This window comes from Nocardiopsis dassonvillei subsp. dassonvillei DSM 43111 (assembly GCF_000092985.1).
In the GTDB taxonomy this organism is placed as follows: domain Bacteria; phylum Actinomycetota; class Actinomycetes; order Streptosporangiales; family Streptosporangiaceae; genus Nocardiopsis; species Nocardiopsis dassonvillei.
Genome location: NC_014210.1, coordinates 3,060,024 through 3,075,730, shown reverse-complemented (window position 1 = coordinate 3,075,730; position 15,707 = coordinate 3,060,024). Strand labels below are relative to the sequence as shown.

Below are 15,707 nucleotides of genomic sequence, written 5' to 3'. Positions count from 1 at the left end.
GCTCTGTGCTCTGTGGTTGGTGGGGTGGCCCCGCCCTCCCGGGGAAGGGGAGGGCGGGGCTTCGGGCCGGTGCCTTCCGCATCGGCCCGTCCGCACCGGCCCAGGGACAGGTGGTTGGTGCGGAGCATGGGGCGCTGAGCGCTCACGGGGACGCGTGGGTCACCAGGGGAAGACGGCGCGGACCGTGATCGCGCCGCACGAGTGCTGCTTCCAGTCCCAGTAGGAGCACAGGGCCTCGACCAGACGCAGCCCGTTGCCGCTGGGGCGCAGGGGTTCGGGGTCGGGCACGGCCGGGAAGCTGGGTTCGTCTCCGGGGCGGGGGCCGTTGTCGGTGACGCGGAGTTCGAGGCGGCGCGGGGTGCGCTCGATCTCCACGCGGATGGTGCCGCCGGGGAGTCCGGAGGCCGAGTGGCGCAGGGTGTTCGTGACCAGCTCGGAGACGGCGATGCCGACGGGTTCGGCCAGGCTGGGGCGGGAGCGGGTGGCCTGGGCGGCCCAGCGGCGGGCGATCTTGACGTGGCCGAGTTCGGGGCCGAGCAGAATGCCTGATTTGGTGCTGGTTCCACACAGTCGGCGTGGAAGCGGGATGGGCGGAACGGTAGACTTTTGCATGTTTCACCTCGGCTGTCTCGGGGTGGGGCACTTGGCCTCGGCGGTCGCTCTCCACTTCGACCGCCGGGGCTTTTTTGTGCCTGGTTGTAGGGCTTTCCCGTCCGCATGTGGGTACGGGACGGCGCTGCCGCCCCGCTAAGGGGCGGGAGTGCGGGGCCGATCTTGCCGACCTTGTGACGACAAGATCCCACGCCGCAGTAGCGTTTTGAAGGCTAGAAAATGTTCTGGCCAGTGCCGAATACTTCGACGCAAGTTCTGACTACTTCTCGTAGACTTCGGACTACCATCTTTGGTTACATGGGGTAATGGAAGTTGAACGGAACCCCTCGGATGTCCGGTTTGGTCATGCCCTCATGCGTGCTCGTAAGCGGGCAGGCGTCCAACAGGACGGCCTTGCACGCCATCTCAACTGCACACCCGGACATATCTCCCATATAGAGAACGGCCGCCGAAAGCTGAACGAATCGAAGGTCGTTGACCTGGACGAGTTCCTAGGGGCCAAGGGGCGGCTGGTCCGTACCTATGAGGAGGTCTACCAACCGGAGCACGTCGACTGGATCGGTGAGTTCCGGCAGATGCAAGCTGAAGCGGAGGTGATCCGTGAATATCAGAACAGCTTGGTTCCTGGTACGATCCAGCATCCCGAGTACGCGGCGGCCACCATTGCCGCAGGCTCTCCGTGGCTGTCACCTGCCGAGGCAGAGGAACGGCTTCGCGAGCGAATGGACTGGGGGAAAGAAGTTCTCCGTCCAGGCGGGCCGCAATACCACGCTGTGCTCGATGACATCACGGTAGTTCGGGCGATTGGTCCTAGTCAGATGATGGTCAATCAGATTGACCGGATTATCGAACTGGCTGAAAGCGGACGAATCATGGTCCAGCTGCACGGCTGGGACCAGTACCCACACGCCGGACTTGATGGTCCGTTCTCGCTGCTAACGTCCTCGGCAGCACCTGAGCTTGTGCACGTGGAGTCGGTCTACCGTGGCCAGAACACGGATGACCTGAGGGACGTGCACCGGTTCGGGATGCTGTTCAGTAGATTACAGGCGACCGCGAGGTCGCCGCTGGAGTCCGTGAAGTTCCTCAAGGAGATGAGGGAAAGATATGGCCAACCGTAAGGGCGAGTGGCACAAGTCCAAATACAGTTCGGGTGGGCAGAACTGTGTCGAGGCTCGCGAGTCTGCGGAGGGTGCGGACATCCGTGACACCCAGAACCGGGAGCTGGGCCACCTCACGGTGTCCGCGCTGGAGTGGACTGCTGTTCTCGCTGTCACGAAGGGGTGAACTGTGAGGTCTGACTGGCACAAGTCCTCATACAGCAATGCTGCGGAAAACTGTGTCGAGGTCCGAGAGGGTGCCGAGACGCTGGTTCGGGACACGCAGAACCGGCACGCCGGACACCTTGAGTTCCAGGCCCAAGAGTGGGGTGCCCTGCTCAAGGCGGTGCGTGGCCTCTTGTAACCGCGCACGAAACCGACCCCGCCCAGACGCATTGGGCGGGGTCGGTTTCGTGCTGACGCGGGGCGAAGCTACCCCGCAGCGGCGGCCGTGCCCAGAGGCCGAAGGACCCCTGCCGGGGCGTCCGCCCACAGTCGAGTTCCCTCCTGGTCCACGGTCACGCCGAGCTGGTCCCGGCCCGGCTTCCCCCACCGCGTCCACTCCTCCCACGCGGCGCCGATCTCCGCCCACAGGTCCCGGGGCCCGGCCCGCTTCGTGGTGTAGGAGCCACCAGCCGGAACGTATTCTCCGAGCGCCCACGACCCGTCCGGGGCAGTGCATCAGTCAAGAGCGGAAGGTGACCGACTCGGTCGATCCGTGATCCCCAGCGCCACGGAAGGCGCGCATAGGGCGATTGAACGCGACCAGATGATCACATTGAGTTACTGTCTGCTTGCGGGCGGGTACCGTTCGCGGACCCGTCCCGCCCACGCCCCGGCCCCGACGACAGAGAGCACGCGCATTGCTGACCTACATCCTGCGCCGCCTGGGCGCCGGACTCCTGCTCCTGGCCGTGGTCACCATGGTCACCTTCGCCATCTTCTACGTGGTGCCCCGGTGGGCGGGGCGCACCGTCGAACAGCTGGCGACGATGTACGTGGGCCGCGCCCCCACCCCCGAGGCCATCCAGGCCACCATCGACCGCCTGGGCCTGGACCGGCCCGTCGTCGTGCAGTTCGGGGAGTTCGTCCGGGGCCTCTTCCTGGGCGCGGAGTACCGCTTCGGCAACGACACGATCGAGTGCGCGGCACCGTGCCTGGGCTACTCCTTCCAGACCTACCAGGAGGTCTTCCCCGAGATCGTGGCGCGGCTGCCGGTCACAGCCTCACTGGCCCTCGGCGCGGGGGTGATCTGGCTGGTGGGCGGCATCCTGGTCGGCGTGGTCTCCGCGGTGTGGAAGGGCAGCCTGTTCGACCGGCTGGCGATGGCCGTCGCCCTGGCGGGGGTGTCGCTGCCGATCTTCTTCACCGGTCTGCTGGCCCTGGCCTTCCTCGTGCACGCCTGGGGGCTGTTCGGCACCCCGGGCTACGTCCCCTTCAGCGAGGACCCCTCCAGGTGGGCGCAGGGACTGCTGCTGCCGTGGCTGACGCTGGCCTTCCTGCACGCGGCCATGTACGCCCGCCAGACGCGCGCGGGCATGCTGGAGACCCTGGGCGAGGACTACATCCGCACCGCCCGTGCCAAGGGGCTCAGCGAACGCAGGGTGGTGCTCAAGCACGCGCTGCGCCCCACGCTGACCCCCATCGTGACCATCTTCGGCCTGGACCTGGGGCTCGTGCTGGGCGGCGCGGTCCTGACCGAGCAGGTCTTCTCCCTGAACGGCATCGGCCGGTACGCGGTCACCGCCATCATGCAGAGCGACCTGCCGGTGATCCTGGGCGTGACGCTGTTCGGCGCGTTCTTCATCGTGCTCTGCAACCTGGTGGTGGACCTGCTGTACCCGCTGATCGACCCGCGCGTACGCATCCACGGATAACCGTGCCGGGCGCACGCGCGGGCGGAACACGATCCGGGCCGCCGCGCCCGGGGAACGGAAAGGAAGGGGTCGTGTGAGCGAGTCCGCGGCGTCGGGGCCGGTCGTGCGGGTGGAGGACCTGCGGGTGGTGTTCCCGACCATGGACGGCGACGTCCGTGCGGTGGACGGTCTGTCCTTCGCCGTGCCCGTCGGGGGAGCGCTGGGCATCGTGGGCGAGTCGGGCTCGGGCAAGAGCGTGACCTCGCTGGCCCTCATGGGCCTGCACCGGGGCAGCCGGGCGCGGATCACCGGGGAGGTCGAGGTGGCGGGCACCGACGTGGTCGGCGCCCCGGACAAGAGGCTGCGGCGGATGCGCGGCAACGATATCGCCATGGTCTTCCAGGACCCGATGCAGTCGCTGCACCCCCAGTTCACCGTCGGCAACCAGCTGGTGGAGGCGCTGCGCGTGCACCGGTCCGGGGTGTCGCGGTCCCTGGCCCGCGAGCGCGCGGTGGAGTCGCTGGAGCGGGTGGGCATCCCCGAGCCCGCCAAGCGGGTCAACTCCTACCCGCACGAGTTCTCCGGCGGTATGCGCCAGCGCGTGCTGATCGCGATGGGGCTGATGTGCGAGCCCAAGGTGCTGCTGGCCGACGAGCCCACCACCGCCCTGGACGTGACGGTGCAGGCGCAGATCCTGGACCTGCTGGACGAGCTGCGCCGCGACCTGGGCATGGCGCTGATCCTGGTCTCGCACGACCTGGCGGTGGTGGCGGGTTCGGTGGACGAGGTCGTGGTCATGCGCCACGGCGTCGCGGTCGAGCGCGGCGACGTGCGCGAGGTGCTGTCCGCACCTCGGCACGCCTACACCCGCGGGCTCCTGGACGCGGTGCCGCGCGTGGAGGTCTCCCGGGCCCATCGGCGGGCGCGCGACCGGGCCGAGCGCGGCCAGCGGCAGGACCAGGAGAAGCGCCGCAGGTCGGGATCGGCCGCGGCGGGCGAGGCGGGGCGCAAGGGGCCGGACGAGGTCTTCCGGCCCTTCATCCCCGAGCCGAAGGAGGAGCGGGGCGAGCCCCTGCTGCGGGTGGAGGATCTGGCGCAGCGGTTCAGGGTGCGCGGCGGTATGTGGGGTCGGGCCACGGACTTCTGGGCGGTCAAGGGGGTCTCCTTCGACCTGCACCGCGGTGAGACGCTGGGGATCGTGGGGGAGTCGGGGTCGGGCAAGTCGACGCTGTCGCGGATGGTGATGCGTCTGCTGGAGCCCACGCGGGGCCGGGTGGAGTTCGAGGGCCGCGACATCACCCACATGCCCGAGCGGGCGCTGCGTCCGTTGCGCCGGGACGTGCAGATGGTCTTCCAGAACCCCTACTCCTCGCTCAACCCGCGGGTGACCGTGGGGGACGCGATCGGGACCGCGTTGCGGGTGCAGGGGGAGAAGGACGGCAAGAAGATCCGTCGTCAGGTGCAGGAGCTGTTGGAGCGGGTGGGGTTGGAGCCGGGGCACTACAACCGGTTCCCGCACGCGTTCTCGGGTGGTCAGCGGCAGCGGATCGCGATCGCGCGGGCGTTGATCCTCAAGCCGAAGCTGATCATCTGTGATGAGCCGGTGTCGGCGTTGGACGTGTCCACGCAGGATCAGGTGTTGCGGTTGTTGTCGGAGTTGCAGGACGACTTCGGGTTGACCTACATCTTCGTGGCCCATGATCTGGCGGTGGTGCGTCAGGTGAGTGACCGGGTCGCGGTGATGCGTGCGGGTGAGGTGGTGGAGATGGGTGACAGCGACGCGGTGTACGAGAACCCCACCAGCGACTACACCCGCCAACTGCTCAACGCGGCGCCCGTGCTGGACCCCGACCAGGCCCGCGAACTGCGCGCGGAGCGCACCCGCCAGCGGACCGGGTGAACCGCGCGCCGACCGCGCCGCGGGCCCCGGGGACGCCCGTCCCCGGGGCCCGTCGGGATCAGAACATGCTGCGCTTGCCCGCCAGCGAGTCGATCCACTGGTGCAGGTGGCCCGACCAGTCGCGCCCGGCGCCCTCGTTGTGGTCGACGCTGAAGCGGTGGAAGGTGTCGCGGCTCTCGGAGAAGAGCAGACCCGGCTTCTTGTCCAGCTCCAGCACCACGTCCATACCGCGCTCGTCGGTGACCAGCGACAGCTCCAGCTCGTTCAGGCCCCGGTAGCGGCTGGGCGAGAAGAACTCGATCTCCTGGTAGAAGGGCAGCTGCTGGCGGGTGCGCAGGATGCGGCCCTGCTCCAGGTCGGCCTGCTTGAAGGAGAAGCCGAGGGAGGCCAGCGAGTCCAGCACGGCCAGCTGCGAGGGGAGCGGCTCCACGGCCACCGGGTCCAGGTCGCCCGGGTCGACCGCGCCCGCCACGTGCAGGCGCGTGTTCACACCGACGTTCATGCGGTGCAGGTGGCGGCCCCGGTGGACGGTGACGGGGGTCTCCCAGGGCACGAAGAGCTCGAAGGGCACCTCGAAGCGCTGACCGGGGGCCAGGGTCACGCCGCCGCCGATCTGGACGCGGTGGAACTCCAGGTCGCGGGTGCTCTCGTGGTCGCCGCTCTCGACCTCGACCCGGGCCTGGAGGCCGACGGTGAGCCGCTCGACCTGCTGCTCGACGTTGCCGCCCTCGATGACGACGGTGCCCCGCAGGGTGCCGCCCGGGGTGGCCACGGAGGAGTGCAGGGTGGTTTCCACCGAGGCCCCGCCGAATCCGATACCGGCGAGCAGGCGCTTGAGAACCATGGATGACCTTTCTGTACCGCCCCGCGCCGGGAGGAGGAGCGGGGTCGGGGGCTGTCTTCTGGTAACGACGCCGGGAGAACGCACTCGGTTCCCGGACCAAGGTCCCTGTTTCCCGCGGCGGGGCTCGGGAGCCGGGCACACCGGTGGGCCCCGCCCCCTTCGGTCCGGGGTGGGGAGGTCGGGGCAACGGAGGCCGATCACGCTGGGCCCGCCCGTCCAGGCGCGCGGCTCAGGGCCGACGCGGGCAGGCCCTCGAAGGAGTCCTCCCTCCTGTCCCGCCCGGGCGCGGCTCAGGGCCGACCCTTGAGGGCGTCCCGCCGCCCGACCCCGCCCGGGCGCGGCTCAGGCGGTGAGCCCGCGCAGCAGGGCGCGCAGCCCGTGGTGGAAGCGCGCCCGGGACTCGGCGGCGTCGGGGGCGTCCTCCTCGTCCTGGTGGCGGACCTGGTGCACGACCGCGCCCACGCAGTAGGAGTGCAGGGCGTCGGCGGCGCGCTCCAGGTCCTCGTCCTCCAACCCCGCCTCGGTGAGGGCGTCGTGGACCAGGGCCCGGGTGGCGTCGCTGCTGGGCGTGCGCGGGGCGCGGTGGACCAGCAGGGAGAGCGCCCCGGAGAACTCCAGCAGCCGCTCCCGGTAGGCCTCGGCCCACTCGGTGAGGCGCACGTCCCAGGGCCGGGTGTCCTCCTCGGGCTCCTTCGCCCCCTCCGCGTCTTCCGACGCCTCCCCGTCGTCGAGGGGGACGGTGCCGGTGGCCGCGGGGGAGGTGACGTAGGCGGCGATGGCGTTGAACAACTGCTCCTTGCCCAGGGGGAAGTGGTGGTAGATGGCCATGGCCTCCACCTCCAGCGCGTCGCCCAGGCGGCGCATGGACAGGCCGCCGAGTCCGCGGCCAGCGATGATGTGGAGCGCTTCGAGGATGATGCGCTCGCGGCTGAGTCCGGCGTAGTTCCTGCTCACGGTGGTCCTTTCGGGGGTGTGCGCCGTAAAGGTGGCAGATCGCGGGCCGCGCGGCCACCACGACGCGCGGCCCGGCTCGCCAGATGATATGGGTCACCTCTAGAGTGGCCCCGTCCGACGTTACGCGTGGTCTGGAGCACACACATGGGACTTGCCAAGCAGAGCACGGCTCAGGCGCGGGAGAGCCTGGCCTCCGACCAGGAGCGCGCGGAGCGCCTGCCCGAACTCCTGCGTGCGGTGGCCGAGGCGCAGGAGGCGCTGGAGCGGGCCCGCACCCAGAACGCGCCCGTGGAGGAGCTGAACCAGCGGGGCGTGGACCTGGACACGGCGCTGACCGAGGCGATGCGCGCCGCCTACGCCCGCGAGCGCGTCCTGGTGGGGGCCAAGGGGTACGAGGACCGGATCTACCGGCGCAAGCGGCTGGCCCGCCCGCAGGTGCGCGAGGCCACCCGGATCGCCGAGCGGCTGCTCACCGCCCGGGAGACCCACCGCCTGCACGGGATCCAGCGGGTGCCGCTCCAGGCGGTCTGACACCGGCGGTTGCGGCCCGCAACCTGGGGTCGTTACACGCACGGTAACTTGGTGTCCGGTCCGGTTCGGTCCGCGGCCGGACACCGCGGCAGGCGACGGTGGGGAGCGCAGTGGCACATGGCGGATTTCATCCGTGTCGATCCGACGTCGAGGGTCCCGCCCTACGAGCAGATCAGGTCGATCGTGGCCATCGCGGTCGCCAACGGTGAACTCCCGGTGGGCTACCGGCTGCCCACGGTGCGCGCGCTGGCGGGTCAGCTGTCGGTGGCGGTGAACACCGTGGCCCGCGCCTACCGCGAGCTGGAACAGGCCGGTGTGGTCGAGACACGCGGCCGTTCGGGGACGTTCGTCGCGGCGGGCGGCGACGACCAGCGCGCCGAGGCACTGGCCGCCGCCCGGGCCTACGCCGAGGTGATCTCCCGGGTGGGGCTGGACCACGACGAGGCGGTGGAGATCCTGCGCGCGGCGCTGCGGGGCTGACACCGCCCCGCGCGCCGCCGCGCCTCCCGGAGGTTCAGGCCCCGGTGACGATCCCGTAGAGCTCGTAGACGCACAGCACCACGAACAGCGATCCGGCCAGGGCCAGGCCCGTGTTGCTCACCCAGCCGTTGCGCCACTCGCGCGGGGTGCGCGAGGAGTTGAGCAGCCACATCAGGGTGAAGGCCAGGAACGGCATGAAGAAGGCGCCCAGCACCCCGTAGGCGATGACCAGCTGGAAGGGCTTGCCGATCAGCAGGAGCAGCATCGGCGGGAAGGTCAGCCAGAGCACGTAGCCGCGGAAGGCCCAGCTCTTCTGGTTCTCCCCCGGGTCGGTGTTGGTCCTGCCCCGCAGGTGGTTGACGAAGTCGGCGAACAGCAGGCTCACGCCGTTCCACACGCCGATGATGGAGGAGTAGGCGGCGGCGAAGAAGCCGATGAGGAAGGCCGTCGCCACGAACCCGCCGAAGCGCTCGCGCAGGACGTCGCCCAGCTGGATCAGGCCCTGGTCGCTCTCCTGGAGCGTGATGCCGCTCGCGTAGAGCAGCTCGGCGCCCACGATGAGCATCGCCACGACGAAGATGCCGGTGGTGATGTAGGCGACGCGGTTGTCCAGCCGCATCATCCGCATCCAGGAGGAATCCCGCCAGCCCTTGGAGTTGACCCAGTAGCCGTAGGCCGCCATGGTGATGGTGCCGCCGACGCCGCCGACCAGGCCCATGGTGTAGAACACCGAGCCCTCGGGGAGCATCGGGACCAGGCCCCGCAGGGTCTGGCCGATGTCGGGGACGACGTAGACGGCCAGGCCGACCACGGTGACGAACATGATGCCCACGAGCACCGTCATGATCTTCTCGAACACCGCGTAGCGGTTGAACCAGACGATCACCAGGCCGGAGACCCCGGCCAGGACGGCCCACACCTCCAGCGGCACGCCCGGCATCAGCGCGGCCAGGGGCAGGGCCGTGGCCGACATGGCGCTGGCGCCGTAGACGAAGCCCCAGATCGCGATGTAGGGCGCGAAGTAGACGGTGGTCCACTTACCCAGGCTGCTCCAGCCGGCGAAGATGGTGGTCCCCGTGGCCAGGTGCCAGCGCCCGGTGGCCTCGGCCAGGGAGATCTTGACCAGGCAGCCGACGATGGTGGCCCACAGCAGGGCGTAGCCGAACTGGTTGCCCGCGATGAGTGTGGCGACCATGTCGCCCGCGCCCACGCCGGTGGCCGCGACGACGATGCCCGGACCGATCTGTTTCCACGTCGTCCTGCGTTGCTCGATGGCTGCCATCGTGTCCTTCCCCCTGGTGGGACCGGTCTGGTCCGTGGTGGGCACGACTGTAGGGCTTCGGACACAAGGTGCATACGGGCAGATAAGCGGCGGAGGCGTTCCGTGGCGGAATCGATATGTTCCAGGTCACGTCCGGCGGCCGGTCAGCGGCGCAGGCCCACGACCGAGACGACGTAGAACAGGATCAGCCCGAGCCAGACCAGCGGCAGCGCGGCCGGGCTGCCCACGGCCGCGGTGATCGCGGAGACCGGGATGCTCACGCCCAGGCACACCAGGGAGAGCACGAAGCGCACGGTGTTGGAGGGCAGGCCCGCCTTGGCCGGTTCCGTGCGCGCCTGCGCGGCCATGTGGTGGCGCACGCGCGCCTCGACGGTGCCGTCGATGCGTTCGACCAGGGAGGCCGCCACGGCCTCGTCGTACTCGGGGCCGAGTTCACGGCTGGCGCGGAGCGCGGCGGCGATCTCGTCGCTGTGGCGCTGGGGGTGATCGGTCATGGCCACCATCGTCGCACCGGGGCGTCCGCGGCGTGCCGGGACGAGCGCGATACCGGGGACGAACCAGGGTTCGCCCTGAGGGTTTCGGACACGGCTCGGGGCCGCCCCCCGTTTGGGGAGCGGCCCCGTGTCGCCTTTCGGTCCGGCCCCGCAGACTAGCTGGCGAAGTCCAGCAGCTGCTGGGCGCGGCTGGGGTGGCGCAGCTTGGACAGCGACTGCTTCTCCAGCTGGCGGATGCGCTCGCGGGTCAGCCCCAGGTGCTTGCCGATCTCGTCCAGGGTGCGCGGACGGCCGTCCATGAGGCCGAAGCGCAGGGACATGATGGTGGCCTCGCGCGGCTCCAGGTCCGACAGCGCGTTGCGCAGCTGGTCGGCCATGAGCTGGCGGTCCACCACCTCGGAGGCCTCCGAGGCGTCCACGTCCTCGATCAGGTCGCCGATGCGGGTCTCGCCGTCCTCGCCGATCGTGGAGTCCAGGCTGATGGGCTGGCGGGTGACCCGCAGCAGCTCCTCGATCTGGGCCGGGGTCTTGTCCAGCTCCAGGCCCAGCTCCTCCGGCGTGGGCTCGCGGCCCAGCGCCTGGTGCATGTCGCGCTCCAGGCGGCTGACCTTGCTCAGCAGCTCCAGGACGTGCACGGGCAGGCGGATGGTGCGCGCGGAGTCGGCGAAACCGCGCTGGATGGCCTGGCGGATCCACCACATGGCGTAGGTGGAGAACTTGAAGCCCTTGGTGTAGTCGAACTTCTCCACGGCGCGGATCAGGCCGAGGTTGCCCTCCTGGACCACGTCGAGCAGCGACATCCCCCGGTCGCTGTACTTCTTGGCCACCGACACCACCAGGCGCAGGTTGGCCTCCAGCATGTGGGACTTGGCCTTGCGGCCGTCCTCGGCCACCCACTCCAGCTCCTCGACCTCGGCCTCGGCCAGCGGGGCGGAGCCGTCCACCTCGCCGTGCAGGCCGAGCCGGTACTCGGCGTAGAGCCCGGCCTCGACCCGCTTGGCCAGGTCGACCTCCTGCTCCGCGGTGAGGAGCTGGCGTCGGCCGATGGCCTTGAGGTAGGTGTGGACCGAGTCGCCCATGGCGGGGGACTGGTCGTCGAGGTCGGCCTCGCCGGTCTCCGCGTCGGTGGTGGTCTGGGCGGGCTCGGCCTTCTTGACGCGCCGTGTGGAGCGGGTCTTCCTCCGGGGGGAGGGGCCCTTGCGCGGCGCGGTCTTGCCTTCGGCCCTGGGTGCCTCGTCGGTGTCGGGCACCGTGGCGATGAGAGTGTCTTCCAGCACGTCGTCCTCGGCGTCGGGATCGGCCACCGGTGCGGAGTCGTCGCCCCCGTTGGCGAGCCTGACCCCGTTCTCGGTGAGTTCACGCAGGATGGAACGGCCGTCGCCGGTGGAGACGGCGGCCGCGGTGAAAGCGGCACGCAGTTCGGAGAGGGACAGGTGCCCCTGGGCGCGTCCGCGGTCGAGCAGGTCGGTCAGGACCGCGTCGGCGGACGCGTCGTCGCTGCGAGCGGTGTCAGCGGGGGCTCCGGCGGTGGGTGCCGGAGCGGCTGGGGCAGTGCTCGTCATCGGGGCACCTCCCTCCCTTCCAAGACGTGTGGCACGCGGCGGACGGTTCCCGCCGGCTGGACGCGCCAATATGTCCAACGTGTTGGGGAGTCAAATGTTCCCTGTCTCGATTGGATATCAGCCGAAGTGGCGTAGATCACTGCGACGGAAGTGGCCAAACGCTGTAGGGAGCGGGTAAAGGAGTGTGCCCGGAATCGCTGCGGGCGGGGAAGGGGGGCCGGTTGGGGGGAGAGCGCAGGGGCACGAACGTGTGGGCCGAGGGCTGTCACCAACTGCGGACCTCCTTGAGAGAGGGGCCGAGGGGCCGGATTACTCAGGTAGACGTCGGAAGGTCCGGGGAAGTTCCCCGCCTTTTGTCCGACACGTCCGTGACCGGCCGCTCCGCGCGGAGCGGCCGGACCGCCCGACCCCGGGCCGTCACTGCTGTTCGACGGGCACCGACGTGGTGGGGCGCGGCACCCGACGCGCCCCAGGGTCCCACGGGTGGAAGGCGCGCCGGTACACGCGCCCGGACCACGGGGCGCCGGTGGCGGCGCCGGAGAGGGCGCGGGGGTCCGCGCCGGTGCGGCTCTCGCGGCCGGTGCCGCGGACCGCGCCCGGACGCCCGCCTCCGCACGGACGGGCGTCGGCCGGGAACGCCAGGGTCCTCAGCGGCGGTGCCTTGCGTGGGCGCTTCCGCGCCTCAGCCGCGCGGGCCGCGCAGGGCCACCAGGTCGGGCTTGCCCGAGGCCAGCATCGGCAGGGAGGCGCGCACCTCCAGCTCGCGGGGAGCGGCGTAGGCGGGCAGGCGCTCGCGCACCCACGAGCGCAACTGCTCCAGGGAGGGCGGCGCGTCGGGGTCGGCGGGCACCACGACGGCGCTCACCCGCTCGCCCCACTCGGGGTCGGGTCGGCCCACCACCACCGAGTCGGCCACCGCGGGGTGCTCCAGCAGCCGGGCGTTGACCTGCCCCGGCACCACCTTGTGGCCGCCGGTGTTGACCACCTCGTCCACGCGTCCGAGCACGCTCAGGCGCCCGTCCCCGTCCAGACGGCCCAGGTCGTTGGTGCGCAGCCACCGCGTCCCGTCGGCGTCGGTGACCAGGGCGCCCGGATCGGCGCGGACCCCGGGCGCCAGGCGGTAGCCGCTCAGCAGCACCGGCCCCGACAGCAGGATCCGCCCGGCCCCGTCGGCCGAGGGGGACTCCACCCGCACCCGTACCCCGTCCAGCGCGACGCCGTCGTAGACGCACCCGCCGCAGGTCTCGCTCATGCCGTACGTGGTGACCACCCGGCCCCCGGCCCCGCGGGCCTCCCGCAGCAGGGCGGGGTCGGCGGCGGCGCCGCCGAGCAGGATGGTCCCGAACACCGACAGGTCGGTCCCGGCGGCCAGCAGGCGCCGCAGCTGGGTGGGCACCAGGGACACGTGCGGTCGAGATCCGCGCGCGAGCCCGACCACCGTCCGCACCGAGAAGGCCGCGTGCTCGATCCGGCCGCCCGTGGCCAGGGCGCGCATGATCACCTGGATGCCGGAGATGTGCCCGGCGGGCAGCACGCACAGCCACGCGTCGCCGGGGGCGGCGCCGATCCGCGCCACCGAGGCCCGCGCGGAGGAGCGCAGCGCGGCGGCGGACAGCTCCACGCCCTTGGGCGCGCCGGTGGAGCCCGAGGTGGTGATGACCAGGGCGGTGTCCCCGCCCGCCGGGCGGGCGCCGTCCAGCGCGGCGACCCCGTCCGGGGTGCGCAGGGAGGCCGGGCGCATGGCGGCCAGGAGTTCGTCCACGCGCGCGTCGGGGGTCCCGTCGGGGATCGGCAGCAGGGCGGGGCCGTGCCCGTCCAGGGCCCGGGCCAACAGGTCGCCCAGGCGCTCCGGCGCCAGTCCGCGCACCGCCTGGAGGGGGCGCCCCTCCAGGTCACGGGGGTGCGTTCCGCCTGCCTCGACCTGTCTCTCGCGTGCCACGACGGCAAGGGTACGCCCGTGTCCGGAGCACCCGCCCCGGGGGTCGGATCCGGCGCCGGGCGGCGGACACGGGCGCAAGGAGCACCGCCCTGCCCGCGCGTCCCGCCCGCCTGGCACAATGCGTAGGGTTGTCGCGTGGACGTGGTGACACGTCCGCGCCGTCCACAGTGTCCCCGTTGAGGAGAAGCAGTAGCCGTGAGCAGCGTGATCGACTGGCAGCGGTCGGGCGAGTATTCCGACATCATCTACGAGACCGCGGAGGGCATCGCCAAGATCACGATCAACCGCCCCGAGCGCCACAACGCCTTCCGGCCCCAGACGCTGTTCGAGCTCCAGGACGCCTTCAACCTCGCCCGCGACGACTCCTCGGTCGGCGTGATCATCTTCACCGGCGCCGGCGACCAGGCGTTCTGCTCCGGCGGCGACCAGAAGATCCGCGGCGAGGACGGCTACATGGGCGACGACGCCGTGGCCCGCCAGGGCATCGGCCGCCTCAACGTGCTCGACCTCCAGGTGCAGATCCGCCGCCTGCCCAAGCCCGTCATCGCCATGGTCGCCGGCTGGTCCATCGGCGGCGGCAACGTGCTCCAGGTCTGCTGCGACCTGACCATCGCCGCGGACAACGCCAAGTTCGGCCAGACCGGCCCCAAGGTCGGCTCCTTCGACGGCGGCTACGGCTCCTGGCTGCTCGCCGAGACCGTCGGCCTGAAGAAGGCCCGCGAGATCTGGTACCTGTGCCGCCAGTACAGCGCGCAGGAGGCCCTGGACATGGGCATGATCAACACGGTCGTGCCGCTGGAGGACCTGGAGAAGGAGACCGTGGCCTGGGCCCGGGAGATGCTGGAGAAGTCCCCGCTGGCGCTGCGCATGCTCAAGGGCGCCATCAACGCCGTCAGCGACGGCGCGGCCGGGATGCAGCAGTTCGCCGGTGACGCCACGATGCTCTACTACATGAGCGAGGAGGCCCAGGAGGGCCGCGACGCCTTCAAGGAGAAGCGCAGCCCGGAGTTCGACAAGTTCCCGCGTCGTCCGTGACCGCTGCCGAACCCGACCCGGCGGGCACGCCCGCCGGGGGACGCGCCTTCGCGGTCGGCCTGCGCAACCGCTTCCGCGGCATCACCGTCCGCGAGGGCATGCTCGTGCGCGGGCCCGCCGGATGGGGGGAGTTCTCCCCCTTCGCCGAGTACGGCCCGCGCGAGTGCGCCCGCTGGTGGGCCGCCTGTGAGGAGGCCGCCCACCACGGCTGGCCCGCGCCCGTCCGCGACCGCGTGCCGGTCAACGTGACCGTGCCCGCCGTGGACCCCGAGCGGGCCCACGCGATCGTCGCCGCGGGCGGCTGCGCCACCGCCAAGGTCAAGGTGGCCGAACGCGGCCAGGACCCCGCCGAGGACCTGGCCCGCGTCGAGGCGGTCCGCGACGCCCTGGGCCCCTCGGGGCTGGTGCGGGTGGACGCCAACGGCGCCTGGGACGTCGACACCGCCGTGCGGATGGTGCGCGAACTGGACCGCTTCGGCCTGGAGTACGTCGAGCAGCCGTGCGCCACCCTGGACGAGCTGGCCGCCGTGCGCCGCCGGGTGTCGGTCCCCGTGGCCGCCGACGAGTCCGTCCGCAGGGCCGAGGACCCGCTGCGGGTGCGCGCCGCCGGCGCCGCCGACATCGTGGTCCTCAAGGTGCAGCCGCTGGGCGGGGTGCGCGCCGCGCTGCGCGTGGCCGAGGCGTGCGGGCTGCCGGTGGTGGTCTCCAGCGCCGTGGAGACCTCGGTGGGCCTGGCGGCGGGGGTGGCCCTGGCGGCCGCGCTGCCGGAGCTGCCCCACGCGTGCGGCCTGGCCACCATGCAGATGCTGACCGCCGACGTCACCGCCGACCCCCTGCTGCCCGAGAACGGGTTCCTACCCGTGCGCCCGGTGACGGTGGACGAGGCGAGCCTGCGCGCGGTGGAGGTCGACCCCGCCGCCTGGCGGGCCCGCGCCGAGGCCGCGCGGTCGGCCGCCGACGAGGTCCCCGGCGCCGGATGACCGCGCCGTGACCGGCGTTGATGTTACGCCTGGGGCGCACGGTGACAGGGGGCCGGATGTCCGGTTGGCGTGTGTGGGGGGTAACAGCCGTGTTCGTCCTCCGCGGGCCCCGGGTGGGGGTTGACTGTAGGGGCCGGG

Annotated in this window: 16 protein-coding genes; 9 read left to right on the top strand and 7 right to left on the bottom strand. The window is 71.3% G+C overall.

The window, feature by feature from the left end:
- Positions 1-159: 159 nt before the first annotated feature.
- On the bottom strand, positions 160-612 hold the full coding sequence (locus NDAS_RS12755; RefSeq protein WP_013153607.1) for an ATP-binding protein: 453 nt from the start codon (positions 610-612) through the stop codon (positions 160-162).
- Positions 613-917: 305 nt separating this feature from the next.
- Here NDAS_RS12755 and NDAS_RS12750 point away from each other — a divergent pair, with 305 nt between their 5' ends.
- From NDAS_RS12750 to NDAS_RS12735, 5 genes are all read left to right on the top strand, one after another.
- Positions 918-1,733 carry a helix-turn-helix domain-containing protein gene (locus tag NDAS_RS12750; RefSeq protein ID WP_013153606.1) on the top strand — a complete coding sequence of 272 codons (816 nt, stop codon included), beginning with the start codon at positions 918-920 and terminating at the stop codon, positions 1,731-1,733.
- Positions 1,720-1,899, top strand: coding sequence for a DUF397 domain-containing protein (locus NDAS_RS12745; protein WP_013153605.1), 180 nt, complete (start codon positions 1,720-1,722; stop codon positions 1,897-1,899). Before NDAS_RS12750 ends, NDAS_RS12745 begins: the two co-directional genes overlap by 14 nt.
- Before the next feature lie 3 nt (positions 1,900-1,902).
- A complete protein-coding gene (locus tag NDAS_RS28040; RefSeq protein ID WP_013153604.1) occupies positions 1,903-2,076 on the top strand; it encodes a DUF397 domain-containing protein in 174 nt (57 codons plus the stop codon).
- Positions 2,077-2,575: 499 nt separating this feature from the next.
- The gene (locus NDAS_RS12740; protein ID WP_013153603.1) at positions 2,576-3,589 is read left to right on the top strand and encodes an ABC transporter permease; all 1,014 of its coding nucleotides are present in this window, start codon (positions 2,576-2,578) and stop codon (positions 3,587-3,589) included.
- A 73-nt stretch (positions 3,590-3,662) separates the two neighbouring features.
- On the top strand, positions 3,663-5,468 hold the full coding sequence (locus NDAS_RS12735) for an ABC transporter ATP-binding protein (RefSeq protein WP_013153602.1): 1,806 nt from the start codon (positions 3,663-3,665) through the stop codon (positions 5,466-5,468).
- Positions 5,469-5,526: 58 nt separating this feature from the next.
- On the opposite strand, the gene NDAS_RS12730 is transcribed toward NDAS_RS12735, so the two are convergent.
- Together NDAS_RS12730 and NDAS_RS12725 are read right to left on the bottom strand one after the other, a co-directional pair.
- Positions 5,527-6,312 carry a sporulation protein gene (locus NDAS_RS12730; protein ID WP_013153601.1) on the bottom strand — a complete coding sequence of 262 codons (786 nt, stop codon included), beginning with the start codon at positions 6,310-6,312 and terminating at the stop codon, positions 5,527-5,529.
- A gap of 342 nt (positions 6,313-6,654) precedes the next feature.
- Positions 6,655-7,266 (bottom strand): TetR/AcrR family transcriptional regulator, encoded by a 612-nt coding sequence (locus tag NDAS_RS12725; protein WP_013153600.1) that lies wholly within the window; start codon positions 7,264-7,266, stop codon positions 6,655-6,657.
- A 144-nt stretch (positions 7,267-7,410) separates the two neighbouring features.
- Here NDAS_RS12725 and NDAS_RS12720 point away from each other — a divergent pair, with 144 nt between their 5' ends.
- Both NDAS_RS12720 and NDAS_RS12715 read left to right on the top strand, forming a co-directional pair.
- The gene (locus NDAS_RS12720; protein ID WP_013153599.1) at positions 7,411-7,797 is read left to right on the top strand and encodes a hypothetical protein; all 387 of its coding nucleotides are present in this window, start codon (positions 7,411-7,413) and stop codon (positions 7,795-7,797) included.
- Positions 7,798-7,914: 117 nt separating this feature from the next.
- Positions 7,915-8,277, top strand: coding sequence for a GntR family transcriptional regulator (locus NDAS_RS12715; RefSeq protein ID WP_013153598.1), 363 nt, complete (start codon positions 7,915-7,917; stop codon positions 8,275-8,277).
- A 34-nt stretch (positions 8,278-8,311) separates the two neighbouring features.
- Here the strand turns inward: NDAS_RS12715 and NDAS_RS12710 are convergent, their stop codons facing one another.
- The 4 genes from NDAS_RS12710 to NDAS_RS12695 form a co-directional block, all read right to left on the bottom strand.
- Positions 8,312-9,559, bottom strand: coding sequence for an Nramp family divalent metal transporter (locus NDAS_RS12710; protein ID WP_013153597.1), 1,248 nt, complete (start codon positions 9,557-9,559; stop codon positions 8,312-8,314).
- A 143-nt stretch (positions 9,560-9,702) separates the two neighbouring features.
- The gene (locus tag NDAS_RS12705) at positions 9,703-10,062 is read right to left on the bottom strand and encodes a hypothetical protein (protein ID WP_013153596.1); all 360 of its coding nucleotides are present in this window, start codon (positions 10,060-10,062) and stop codon (positions 9,703-9,705) included.
- 146 nt (positions 10,063-10,208) lie between these two features.
- Positions 10,209-11,615: a sigma-70 family RNA polymerase sigma factor gene (locus NDAS_RS12700; RefSeq protein ID WP_013153595.1), complete on the bottom strand. Its 1,407-nt coding sequence runs from the start codon at positions 11,613-11,615 to the stop codon at positions 10,209-10,211.
- A gap of 682 nt (positions 11,616-12,297) precedes the next feature.
- Positions 12,298-13,554 (bottom strand): AMP-binding protein, encoded by a 1,257-nt coding sequence (locus tag NDAS_RS12695; protein WP_232238470.1) that lies wholly within the window; start codon positions 13,552-13,554, stop codon positions 12,298-12,300.
- A gap of 195 nt (positions 13,555-13,749) precedes the next feature.
- On the opposite strand from NDAS_RS12695, the gene menB reads away from it, so the two are divergent.
- Together menB and NDAS_RS12685 are read left to right on the top strand one after the other, a co-directional pair.
- Positions 13,750-14,589 (top strand): 1,4-dihydroxy-2-naphthoyl-CoA synthase, encoded by an 840-nt coding sequence (menB, locus tag NDAS_RS12690; RefSeq protein ID WP_013153593.1) that lies wholly within the window; start codon positions 13,750-13,752, stop codon positions 14,587-14,589.
- On the top strand, positions 14,586-15,569 hold the full coding sequence (locus NDAS_RS12685; protein ID WP_013153592.1) for an o-succinylbenzoate synthase: 984 nt from the start codon (positions 14,586-14,588) through the stop codon (positions 15,567-15,569). The genes menB and NDAS_RS12685 overlap by 4 nt, the downstream gene beginning before the upstream one ends.
- Positions 15,570-15,707: the final 138 nt, after the last annotated feature.